The sequence below is a fragment of the Photobacterium sp. S4TG1 genome (assembly GCF_036040035.1).
Taxonomy (GTDB): Bacteria; Pseudomonadota; Gammaproteobacteria; order Enterobacterales; family Vibrionaceae; genus Photobacterium.
On record NZ_JAYXUH010000002.1, the window covers coordinates 292,619 to 305,500 of the forward strand.

A 12,882-nucleotide genomic window follows, 5' to 3' on the forward strand; every position below is an offset into this window, starting at 1 on the left:
TATGGAGTGTTATCAGTGACTAATGCGATAAAAAAATATGCAGTGATAGGATTAATGGGAGTGTTGAGTTTTTCTACTCCATCCTATGCTGCCATCGATGCAACAGCTGCAAATCAAGTTCAGAATATGCCAATAGAACAACAACTTGCATATGTCGCTCAAAATAAAAATGAAACGATTGAAAAACGTGCCGAAGCACTGCGTCAATTAGCTCAATATCCTAATCAAAACAGTTTAGTTGCTGTTGCACGTGCTTTGAAAGAATCGAGCCCTGTTCTTCGTCAAGCGGCAATTACAGGGGCAAAATTATATAAATTTGAACATCGGTGGCGTATGCTTGCGCCACTTTTAAATGATCCAGAGTTAAGTGTTCGTCGGGCTGCTACGGTCAATTTGTTACGTAATTACACGACGATGAGTATCGTTCAGAAACATAAAATGGAAGCGCCATATCAGAATCTTGTCGCGTATTTGCAGCATCAACCGGAGCAGCAGTTGTTAATGGCTGATGCCTATCGTTGGCATGGCGACTGGAAAAAAGCAGACGCTATTTATCAACAATTAATCATACGCGATCCACAAAATAGCCAAATTTGGCTTAATTTATCTGATAATTATCGCGCTCAAGATCAAGATGAAGAGGCTTTGGTTGTTTTAAATAAAGCCATCAAGCAATTACCAAAAGAAGCGAGTCTATATTATGCAAAAGCATTGACTCAAGTGCGTTTAAAACAAAAGAAATCGGCCGCTGAATCTATGACGACAGCGACCATGTTGGCGGATAATAATAGCTATTATTGGTACCTTAATGGTGTATTACATCAAGATCTTGATTTAACCGCAGCAATAGCATCGTTTGAAAAAGCCTATTTAATTTCTGGTGCACCAGAACAACTTTATGCATTGTGTGATATTTATATTAGGCATGATAATGAAAAAGCGAATGCATGTATCGTGGAGCTAGCAAAAGTAGCACCGAAGTCAGTGATTGAAGAACTAAATAAACGTCGTAATTTATGATGTTGATATCAATGAAATTTACTAAATAGACATCATTACGTTTTCATATTAAAGCCGAGTATAAGTAAAATACTCGGCTTTTATTTTTTATATCGCATGTATTTCAATAAAAACGGTCATAGAGATAACCAATATATAAAATAAACGTAATTGTTGTACGTTGGTGATTATTCTTACCAGTGATGAAACTCACATTTTTATTAAAAAAATGACCGTTTAACTGTTACGTTATTTACTAAAAATAGTTACAAAAGTTACATAAAGTGTCTTTTTCGGCAGTGATTTGATTTTTGGATAGAGGATCGCATTCTTTTTCTTTATCAAACCGATTTTTTGTATCAATATCACATGATTTTCTGAATAAATAATAGTCTCACGCTTATTTTATAGTGTTATTAATAATGGAAATTTGTATTCCTTTTAGGTCTTGTTTTTATAATGTGATATTCCTTCCTATATAGAATATTTTTTTAATAAAAAGTGTTTCAAAATGTTTCAGGCGAGTTTGCTTGCTCAATTTTAGTAAAATAATAAACGTGATTTACTTCAATTTTAGTTGTTTTTTTTATCTTTATTATCCTCCGCAATTGCAGAATACGGGGTGTATTCTGCCCACAAAAATAGCTGTACGAATAATTATAAGATGCAGCTCATCATTAAATCTCGGGGGATTTTAAATGATTAAACAATCGACGTTGGCAAAAAAAACTTTATTAGCAGCAACTGTGAGTTCGTTAATGTTTACTGCTGGGTGTAATACAGACGATAATGTCAATTCGACCAGTGAAGAGAAAGAAAAACCACAAATAGCATTGAAATTTAAGAATATTCTTGATCGAACAGGTACACCTCAACATTTAATTGAAGTGGGTGTCGGCGACCATATGGTTTATACTCCATTGCATGATGATGGTGCATGGCATGGACATTTATTACCGGATTTAAAAGCCTACCCTGAAAATAAAGGTGGTTTTGGCGCGACAGCCATTGCTGAAGAATATAACACCTCTGTTGCTGAATATTTTGATAAGTTATCAATATTAAAAGCAGGTCAGCCTGTCGATTTTAGTGCTGAAGCTTATAGTATTCCGGGCGCATTGATTCAAACAATGACCGCTGACGGTATTAAAGTTGAAATGAAGTTACAGTTTGTATCTTCACGTTCATCGATTGTTGAAACGATTATTACTAATACGACGGGTGAAAATTTAGAACTCGTGTGGGACGGTAAACTGGTTGATGGTTATTATGCCAAAGACGGTAAATCTAATCCAAAATATAAGCCAACTGTTGCAGAACAATTACCGAATTTGACCCGTGTAATGACGTCGAATGATAGCGGTGACATTGATATTGCTTTTGGTAAGGAACGTGATTCATGGACGGTTCGTACTAGTGGTAGTTCTGCCTTTAATATTCACCGTAATATAGCCACGACTACCTATGTTAATGGCCTTGAATATCAATCTGTAGCTGAAATTGGCGCTGAACCAACCCATACACTTTATACCGTATTTACTCATACGCTCACTGCTGATGAGTGGCAACAAGAAAAAACCGTTGTTAATGATATTTTACAACACCCTATTCGTTATATGAATGCAACCACTGAGCGTTGGGAACAATATCTTCAACATGGTTTAGTCAATAAAAATGCCACCGCAGCTCAAGAACGGGTGGCGGTAAAAGCAATGGAAACATTGACCGCTAATTGGCGTAGCCCTGCTGGTTTTGTTAGTTATGATACGGTGACCCCATCGGTTACTGCGCGTTGGTTCTCTGGTAACTTAACATGGCCGTGGGATACGTGGAAACAAGCTTATGCTATGGCACATTTTAATCCTGATTTAGCGATGAATAACATTCGTACTGTGTTTGAGCATCAAGTAAAAGCCGACGATATATTGCGTCCTTATGATAAAGGTTATTTGCTCGATGTGGTTGGTATGAACATGTCTAAAGAGCGTGGTGATGCGCTTGGTTTAACCGAAATGAATGACTCACAATCATGGAATGAACGTAATACTAAGCCATCATTAGCGTCATGGGCGGTGTGGGAGGTTTATACAACCTTAAAAGATAAATATAACCGTGCTGATGATGCTCAAGCATGGTTAGAAGAAATGTATCCGAAATTGGTTGATTACCATAATTGGTGGTTAACAGCACGTGACACCAATAATAACGGTATTCCTGAGTATGGTGCTGCGGTTGATCCTGCGCATACAACCGAAGATGGTCAGTTAATCTATGAATATAAAACGGCGGCTGATCCTGATAACTGGATTCAAGCTAAAGGCATTACTGAATATAATAAATTATTAGAATCATTTAATTATATTGATATCCATAGTCCTGCACAAACAGCGGCATCATGGGAGTCAGGGCGAGATGATGCTGCAGTGTTTGGTTTTATTGACACAATTGCTGATGCTCAAGGTTTAACGGACCTTAATGAAATTGCACTTGTTGATCAGCTTGGTCGTTATGCTCATAAACAACATGGGTTTGATAATACTTATGCTGTGAATGGTGAACAAGTAACGTATGCCAATACGAGTGAAGATAATACGGCTAAATTAAACCAAGCAAAGAAAGATTGGCAGGTTAAGTTTAGTGAAAACCGTGATGATAGTGGTCAATTAGTGGGTTATTCACTAATGCAAGAATCTGTTGACCAAGCATCATACTGGTACAGTGATAATAAATTCTTGGCACAAATTGCGACTGCATTAGGTCGTAATGAGGCTGCGGCTGATTTTACTGCAAAAGCAGTGGAAACGAAAAACTACATTAATCAGTGTATGTTTGATAGTCGCACTGGTTTTTACTATGACATTAATATAAATCCTACTGAAGCGGCGCAATTAAATAATGGTTGTGCGGGTAACCCGATTGTTGCGCGTGGCATGGGGGCTGAAGGTTGGTCACCACTGTTTAATGGTGCGGCTGATGATATGACTGCCGCTGCTGTTGTGAAAAATATGATGGATACCACGAAATTTAATACTAAAGTGCCATTAGGTACAGCAGCAAAAGATAACCCTGCTTATGGGGCTGATATTTATTGGCGCGGTCGTGTGTGGGTTGATCAATTCTACTTTGGTGTAAAAGGTATGACGAACTATGGTTATACTGATCAAGCGAATGAAATGGTTAATAAGCTATTTAAAAATGCAGAAGGGCTTACTCTAGATCGACCAATTCAAGAGAACTACAACCCAGAAACGGGAGCCGTACAAGGTGCAAATAATTTCTCTTGGAGTTCAGCGCATTTATACATGCTTTACAATGATTTTCTAAAATAAGGCAATCAAGCTTTATTGAGTAGAAGCAGGGTACTTTTCCCCTTGTATCCTTTAAATCACGCCAATACATATTTGTGTATTGGCGTTTTTTATAGGGATAATCTTACGATGACCAATAACGGAATTTAGTGAAGGTTAATCGATTAAATCTTGCGCTTTTAAATATGCAAGGATCATTAATGTTGCACTAGAGCTAATATCGTTATCATTACTAGTGAGCCATTGAATTTCTTCAATTTCAGATGCGGGTAATAAATTGCCAGTATATTTGCCAAAGTAGCAAGTCATGTTAACCATTACACCTTGTGCTTTACCGTGGGCTTGCGCTTGAAAGCTATTGGCATAACGTAGCGATTCAGGCATGAGATCAACGGATAACTCTTCTTGTATCTCTCGAATTAATGCTTGAGCATCAGTTTCACCAGGATCACGTTTTCCGCCTGGAATATAATAAAGTGTTTTTCCATATGAGCGTACGGCAAGTAATTTACGCTGTTCAATATAAAGCCAAGCAAGTTTATCAATAGGTTGAGGTATATTCACAGTATTCTCCTTTACTGCCTCCAGTGTAACAGTTTTCATTAATATAAAAATACGAGCTATGATTATAGTAATCTATGTTTTCATAAATAAATTTCATCGAATTGTTTAGATGCATGTCTATTAGTTATATTTATAGGCATAATCATCGCTCTTAATGGAACAATGATAGCCATGGTTGGCTCTATGCTTACCAGTGGTTTTTCACCATTCATGTGCTGGTAGTTTATGTGATCGTTATGAAATATTAGGAATACTCCATAATGAAATTTCGTTTAACCAGCATCAACTATATTTTACTCGTTGCTGTTTTCTTTGCTGCTATACAAAACATAACTTTATGGAAACATTTAAGTGAATTGTTTTTAAAAAACACTACTAATGATATGGTTTTTATTGCGACCATTCCGCTGTTTATTATTGCAGCATTAAATATTATATTTAATTTATTATTGTGGCCATGGATACAACGTCCACTAGTTACCATAATGATTTTCTTTTCAAGCTTAGCGACATATGCCATGTATAACTATGGGGTGTATTTTGACTACGGCATGATTGTTAATATATTTGAAACCAACTCTGCTGAAGCTAGTAGTTATTTTTCGATTGTTGGTTTGGCATGGATAGCTGTTATTGCCATTATTCCTATTGTTATTTTATGGCGAATTAATGTTGTTTATCGTCCAATAGTAAAAGAATTAATTGCCCGTAGTTTGAGTATTATTGTTTCGTTATTAGTTATTGTTGTTATTGCTGCGGGTTATTATAAAGATTATGCGTCATTAGTACGTAACCACTCTGAAATCAAAGCACTGATTAATCCGACCAATTATATTTCAGCGACATTTCGTTATGCGAAATACCAGCTTATTGAAGCTAAAATGCCATTTACGCACATTGGATTAGATGCCAAAAACACTCATCAAGGTGATAAACATAATGTTGTTGTTATGGTGGTAGGTGAAGCCTCTCGCTCAATGAATTATTCATTAAATGGCTATGATCGTGATACAAACCCTGAGTTAGCAAAACGTAATGTGATCAGTTTTTTAAATGTAAAATCGTGCGGCACGGCGACAGCTGTATCATTACCCTGTATGTTTTCTGTGATGAATAAATCAAATTACGATGCGATTACGGTACGTCATCAAGATTCTGTCATGGATGTGTTGCAACGAGCGGGTATTGATGTGTTTTGGAAAGATAATGACAGTGGTTGTAAAGGGGTATGTGATCGAGTGAAGCATATTGTTATCAATGCTGAGATTGATCCTAAACTTTGTCATGATGGTACTTGTTATGACGCAGTTTTACTTAAAAATTTACAAGCAAAAATTGATAATGCAAAACAAGACACCCTTATTGTACTGCATATTATCGGTAGTCATGGGCCGACATATAATGATCGTTACCCACCAGAATTTAAAATATTTAAGCCAACCTGTAATACCAGTAATTTACAACAGTGTAGCCGTCAGCAAGTAACAAACACCTACGATAATACCATTTTATATACCGATCATATTTTAAGTCGTGTGATTGATATGCTTAAAAAAGACGACAGTAAAGCTAATACAGCTATGATTTATATGGCCGATCATGGTGAATCATTAGGTGAAGATGGGGTCTATTTACATGGGTTGCCGTATTCCATTGCGCCGAAAGAACAAACGACGGTGCCATTAATTTTATGGCTGTCGCCAGCTTATCAGCACAGTCAGCATATAAATCGTCAATGTTTGCAACGTGAAGCCATGGCTGGCGGTTTTTCACAAGATAATTTATTCCATTCATTATTGGGAATGATGGATGTTAAAACAAAAGTTTACAATGCTAAATTAGATATATTTGCTCAGTGTCGGCAATAGGGCCTTTTTGATGAAATAATGAGTAAAAATACAGTAAGACTATTTTTGCTTTTGTTTTATTGCTCAAAGGGTATTATTTACCGTAAGTGAGTTATTTACTTATAATAAAAAAGAAAGAGAGTTAACGATGAAACCTGGTGCTACAGGCTTAAAACGTATTATTGATGCGACTGGATATTCGATGCAGGGTTTGAAAGCAGCATGGATTAATGAAGCCGCTTTTCGACAAGAGAGTATTTTATTAGTTGTAATGACGGTTATTTCGTTTTTTATGCCAGTAACAAAACTTGAACGATTAATGATGATTAGCTCATTATTTATTGTTGTTATTGCCGAATTAATTAATTCAGCGATTGAAGCGGTGGTGGATCGTATTGGATCTGAACGTCATGAATTAAGTGGTCGAGCAAAAGATATTGGTTCGGCTGCGGTCTTTGTTGCGTTAGTGCTGGTGGCAATTATTTGGGGCAGTATTTTGTTTTTATAGCCACTCTTAATTAAGTTCTAAATTAACGCCAGTATTATTAATCATTAAAATACTGGCGTTTTTTTATGCTATTATATAGCTATTGGATTACGTGATTATCATATTGCATAATTTATTGTTTCTGTGTCGCCCAAAGATGCAATAAATCTGTTGCTATAGTCGCGGCGGTTAATGCCGTAATATCGGCATGATCGTATGCAGGTGCAACTTCAACTACATCCATTCCAATCAAATTAATACCTTGTAAACCACGAATGATTTTTAGCGCTTTATCTGATGTTATTCCACCGCAAACAGGCGTACCTGTACCTGGTGCGTAAGCCGGATCTAAGCAATCAATATCAAATGTTAAGTAAACTGGCATATTACCAACGGTCGCTTTTATCTCTTCAACAATCTGCGCCACACTCCAGTCGTTGGCGGTATCGGCTGAGATAACATTAAAACCTAGTTTGTCACTGTGTTCGGTACGAATACCAATTTGCACCGAATGCGTCGGATCAATTAATCCTTCGTTAGGTGCATGATAGAACATCGTGCCATGATCAAATTTACTGCCTTGATCGTAAGTATCGGTATGGGCATCAAAGTGAATTAATGCCATTTTACCAAAGTGTTTCGCATGAGCACGCAATAACGGCAGAGTAACGAAATGATCACCACCAAAAGTAAGCAGTGTTTTCCCTTGTTCTAATAAGCCGCTTGCGTGAGCCTCTAAGCGCTCACACATTTGACCTGCATCGCCACAATCAAATACTAAATCACCACAATCGGCAATTTTAATGGATTTTAAAAGGCTAAAATTCCACGGCCAACGTTTACCTTCCCATGCAAGGTTGGTTGAAATTTGACGTATTGCACCAGGTCCCATACGACTACCAGAACGACCCGTGGTTGCCATATCAAACGGTACTCCAGTAATAATAACGTCAGCATCAGATGACATTGGCGAAAAATCTAATGGTTGACGTAAAAAGCCAAAAGCGTTGGCGTATAAAGAATAATCTGGGTAATTAGCTAGTGTTGCCATGGTTTTCTCCAACAACAATATAGGGCGGAAGGCCCACTAAAAGCCCTATTACGACCTTTATAGTAATAGGGTGTTCTAAAATAGGGCGACTAAGTTTTTAGTCTTAAATAGCGCGAACATCTTCTAGATAGGTATATCCTTCAAGCCCATCGGCTAGTTCTTTAAGAATTGCTTCACGTTCATTTTCAGCAAGATGTTGTGCCGCCATTAGCTGATACTGACGTAAAAATTCATTAGAATCTAAGTGTACATAACGTAATACATCACCGACGTTATCGCCACGATCTATTTTCTCAATATTATAGTTACCATCTGCAGTACAACGCACAACCGCAGTATCAGTATCACCAAATAAATTATGCATATCGCCTAAAATTTCTTGATATGCGCCAACCATAAAGAAACCGATACGGTAAGGTTGTTCATCACTCCATGTTGGTACGGGTAGGGTACTTTCTATGCCTTGGTTTTCAACATATTGATCAATTGTGCCATCGGAATCACAGGTGATATCAAGAATAATGGCACGGCGTTCAGGGGCTTTATTCAAATTACTTAGTGGCAAAATAGGGAACACTTGCTCAATGCCCCATGCATCTGGTAATGATTGAAACAGAGAAAAATTAACAAAAAACTTATCCGCTAAACGTTCATGTAATTCATCCAATAGTGGTCGATGAGCACGGTTTTGAGCTGATAGTGTTTGAGCTAATTCATGACATAAACGTAAACTGACTTGTTCAGCCCATGCTCTATCAATAAAACTGATCATGCCAACGGCAAAGAGAGAGTGAACTTCGGCTAAATCACTTTGGTTATCATGATAAAGCTCAACTAATGAACGGTGATCGGTATGTTCGGTTAGCTCTTTCCAAGAACGCCACATATTATGCAAAATATGCGGCGCATTCTCAGCGGGGGGATTGATCGATTCTACTTTGTAACTTTCAATACCCACTACATCGGTAATTAAAACCGCATGATGGGCAGTGAGATTACGGCCTGATTCGGAAATAATACGTGGCATAGGCATGTTATATTCTTTACAAATATCACCTAAAACATAGACTACATTATTTGCATATTCATTGATGCTGTAGTTCATTGAACAGCTACTTTGACTACGCGTTCCTTCATAATCAACCGCTAAGCCGCCACCAACATCAACTGTAGAAATGCCAGCACCTAATTTTTTAAGTTCAGCATAAACACGACCAGCTTCACCGACACCATTACGAACATCACGAATATTGGCGATTTGTGAACCTAAATGAAAGTGTAATAGCTGCAGGCAATTAAGCATGTCACGTTGACGTAGAGCATTAACAACCGTTAATACTTGTGATGCCGATAAACCAAATTTCGATTTTTCGCCGCCACTTGCTTGCCATTTACCTTTACCTTGAGAGGCAAGACGAGCACGAATACCTAAACGAGGTGTTACACCAAGCTCTGCGGCTTCTTGTAAGATGATGTTTAGTTCAGAGAGCTTTTCTAGCACGATATAAACTTCATGACCGAGCTTTTCGCCAATTAACGCTAATCGAATATATTCTCTGTCTTTATAGCCATTACACACGATCACAGAGCTTGCTTCTTGTGCCATTGCAAGCACAGCCATTAGCTCTGGTTTGCTACCTGCTTCAAGGCCTAATTGACGCTGCTGTTTTGCATATTGGCTTTTTAAAATCTCACTAACGACTTCTTGCTGTTGGTTCACTTTGATGGGATAAACTGCAAGATATTCGCCTTGATAGCCATAATTCTCAATCGCTTGATTAAAAACGCCACATAAGCTGTCAACGCGGTGGTGAAGAATATCGGGAAAACGAACTAACACTGGTAATGACGCGCCTGCCGCAATTAATTCATCGGCAAGTTGTGATAACCCGATAGTATTGGTTGGATTATTAACATCAGGACGGGCGATAACAGAACCGTCTTGTGCTATATCAAAGTAGCCTTGACCCCAGTAAGGTGTATTGTAAACATTACGGGCATTATTAATTGTCCAATCACTCATTGTTTAATCTCTTCCTGAGCGAAAATACGTCAGCCATAAAATACAGATGATAAACATCCCTGCACGGCTGCAGTAAATATCGAAATAGTGTGATGCCTGACGCGATAATGGTCAGAATAAAAGTATGTTGTTATTGAAATCTAATAACGTTGTAAATAACGTATAGCATTTTCAATTACAAGCTTCTGGGACTACCTGAACTGGAATCATCATTACAAGTCATGAACAAACGAGATGATCTTCTTGATTGATTAGGTTTGGTTTTAGTTATTGCGTTAACGCATACTTTATTGAGGCTAAAAAAAGCCCTCGAGTATAATGCTGCGAGAGTTTTCATTGTCATTACCCTTAAAGGTAGTGCTGTTACAACAAGCACAGTATGACAGGGAATAAGAATGCCCGATGCAATCTCAGTCTACACCTCAAACCAATGATGGGTGCGTTGCGATTAGACAATTGAATTGTTTTTAGCGCAAACAAAAAAGATTTATCGTTATGATGAAAGATGATTATTACGATGCAAAACCAATATTTAAATAATTAAGCCAGCATAACAACGGGGTGTTTGATGATTATTCTGGTTTATTTATTAATGACTTATCGCTGCAATTTAGTGAGGTAAAACCAAATTATTCTCATTGAAAATTAACTGGAGTAAATAGTATATAATGGTAATACTTGGTTACAAATAATGTCTTTAATCCGTTTATTATATTTATAAATACGAAATTGTTAATTTAGAACCGTATGGGTTCTTAGTGAGGAGTATGCAGTGGCTGGCGCAAGTTTATTAACATTACTTGATGATATCGCAACCGTTCTTGACGACGTTGCATTAATGACCAAAGTGGCAGCACGTAAAACCGCTGGTGTATTAGGTGATGATTTGGCGCTCAATGCCCAACAAGTCTCTGGTGTTCGCGCTGAGCGAGAGTTACCTGTGGTTTGGGGTGTTGCAAAAGGCTCATTTAAAAATAAGTTAATACTAGTACCTGCAGCATTATTAATCAGTGTTATTGCACCATGGTTAATTATGCCAATGTTATTATTAGGCGGTTTATTTCTATGTTTTGAAGGCGTAGAAAAAATTGCAGAGAAATTATTTTCTCATGGTGATGAAGAAACACAACAAGCACCGGAACAATTAGCCACAGAAGAGGTTGATTTAGTGGCTTATGAGCGTGAAAAAATAAAAGGTGCAATAAGAACAGATTTTGTTTTATCGGCTGAAATTATTGTGATTGCTTTAGGTACTGTACAAAATCACCCATTCTTAACTCAAGCGATTGTGGTGAGTTTAATTGCATTTGTAATGACAGCCGGTGTTTATGGTGTTGTTGCTGGTATTGTAAAGCTTGATGATGCAGGACTGTATCTGGTAAATCACAGTAAAGACGCAGGCTTTCAGCGTAGCTTTGGTTCGCTATTAGTAAATGTTGCACCTTACCTTATGAAAACATTAGCGATTGTCGGTACTATTGCGATGTTTTTAGTGGGAGGGGGGATTGTGGTTCATAGTATTCCACAAATACATACACTGGTAGAACATGTAGCACAGTTGGCGGTTTTCCCTGGTTCCCATAGCATTATGACCCCGTTATTAAATGGTGTCGTGGGTGTGATTGCGGGTACTATCGTGGTGCTTGTTGTAACAATCGTGAATAAATTACGTGGTAAATCATCCCATTAATTTATTGGCGTTAACTTTTTAAGTTTATAAATAAAAATGCCAGTGATGCAATATCACTGGCATTTTTTTATTCTTATCTACTTTTTACCAAGTGTATTTAATACCCATACGGTAACGTGTTTGACGGTTGTCGGTATATCGGCTTTGGCTAACATTACCCACTTCTACGAATGGACGCCACATTGTGCCTTCAGCTGTTTTGTAGGTGTACATTAAACGGAAGTTATGTAGGTAGTTGGTGTCTTTATCATCAAATTGTGGCAATGCTTTGCTTTCCATTTCTTGCCAAATTTGGAACTCATATTGGTAGTCCCAATTATTAGTGTTGTAGCCTAGCCAAAAATCGACTTCTTGGATTTTAGATATGTAATTTTCTTGGTTTTGATTCTGTTGATTATAGTCCCAGAATTTCCACTTATAACGACCCTGAACACGAATACCATTATCAAAGCGGTAGTTTAAACGTGCGTAAGGAACATAGACCAGACCATCAGGTGTGAAATCAAGTGAAAGACCACCAATACCAACGATATTATCAGTAAGTTTTTTGTAGTAAAACGCTGAAAACTCAGAGCCATTCATTGTCATACCATCAAACATGGTATTAAGCTGGTCATTGTTGTAACGCGCATCTAATTCAAAACCAATATTCTTGCCAGTATCTAAAAACGCTTTAATACGATCGCCATGGCGATTAGTACCATCACGGTACTCATGACGATACTCAATCGTTGTTTTGTAATCATTGGCATAACTAAAACTTGTTGCTGAAAAAAGGGTCGTTGCAAGGATTACTTTAGTGATGGTATTCATTGATTGTCCTTAATTTAATATGAGTTATGTCGCGCTTTCTCTGTTAAATAGAGAAAGCGTAAAATTAATAATAAAAAGTGGTATTACGCGTTGTTATTAC

At 37.5% G+C, this 12,882-nt stretch carries 9 protein-coding genes; 5 read left to right on the forward strand and 4 right to left on the reverse strand.

All coding sequences use genetic code 11. From position 1 onward, the window contains the following. The first annotated feature begins 15 nt into the window (after positions 1–15). A complete protein-coding gene (locus VXS03_RS04910; RefSeq protein WP_327762302.1) occupies positions 16–1,020 on the forward strand; it encodes a tetratricopeptide repeat protein in 1,005 nt (334 codons plus the stop codon). A 677-nt stretch (positions 1,021–1,697) separates the two neighbouring features. Then, on the forward strand, positions 1,698–4,328 hold the full coding sequence (gene ygjK / locus VXS03_RS04915) for an alpha-glucosidase (RefSeq protein ID WP_327762303.1): 2,631 nt from the start codon (positions 1,698–1,700) through the stop codon (positions 4,326–4,328). Between the two features lie 135 nt (positions 4,329–4,463). Here ygjK and VXS03_RS04920 read toward each other — a convergent pair whose 3' ends face one another. Then, a complete protein-coding gene (locus tag VXS03_RS04920; RefSeq protein ID WP_327762304.1) occupies positions 4,464–4,871 on the reverse strand; it encodes an NUDIX hydrolase in 408 nt (135 codons plus the stop codon). Between the two features lie 260 nt (positions 4,872–5,131). On the opposite strand from VXS03_RS04920, the gene eptA reads away from it, so the two are divergent. After that, positions 5,132–6,739 carry a phosphoethanolamine transferase EptA gene (eptA, locus tag VXS03_RS04925; protein WP_327762305.1) on the forward strand — a complete coding sequence of 536 codons (1,608 nt, stop codon included), beginning with the start codon at positions 5,132–5,134 and terminating at the stop codon, positions 6,737–6,739. Between the two features lie 127 nt (positions 6,740–6,866). Next, the gene (locus tag VXS03_RS04930; protein ID WP_327762306.1) at positions 6,867–7,226 is read left to right on the forward strand and encodes a diacylglycerol kinase; all 360 of its coding nucleotides are present in this window, start codon (positions 6,867–6,869) and stop codon (positions 7,224–7,226) included. A gap of 112 nt (positions 7,227–7,338) precedes the next feature. On the opposite strand, the gene speB is transcribed toward VXS03_RS04930, so the two are convergent. Together speB and speA are read right to left on the reverse strand one after the other, a co-directional pair. Further along, positions 7,339–8,256 (reverse strand): agmatinase, encoded by a 918-nt coding sequence (gene speB / locus VXS03_RS04935; protein WP_327762308.1) that lies wholly within the window; start codon positions 8,254–8,256, stop codon positions 7,339–7,341. Positions 8,257–8,359: 103 nt separating this feature from the next. Then, positions 8,360–10,279, reverse strand: coding sequence for a biosynthetic arginine decarboxylase (gene speA / locus VXS03_RS04940; protein WP_327762310.1), 1,920 nt, complete (start codon positions 10,277–10,279; stop codon positions 8,360–8,362). A gap of 772 nt (positions 10,280–11,051) precedes the next feature. Here speA and VXS03_RS04945 point away from each other — a divergent pair. Beyond that, positions 11,052–11,969, forward strand: coding sequence for a DUF808 domain-containing protein (locus VXS03_RS04945; protein ID WP_327762312.1), 918 nt, complete (start codon positions 11,052–11,054; stop codon positions 11,967–11,969). Positions 11,970–12,053: 84 nt separating this feature from the next. On the opposite strand, the gene VXS03_RS04950 is transcribed toward VXS03_RS04945, so the two are convergent. Then, positions 12,054–12,782: an oligogalacturonate-specific porin KdgM family protein gene (locus VXS03_RS04950; RefSeq protein WP_327762313.1), complete on the reverse strand. Its 729-nt coding sequence runs from the start codon at positions 12,780–12,782 to the stop codon at positions 12,054–12,056. Between the last annotated feature and the right edge of the window lie 100 nt (positions 12,783–12,882).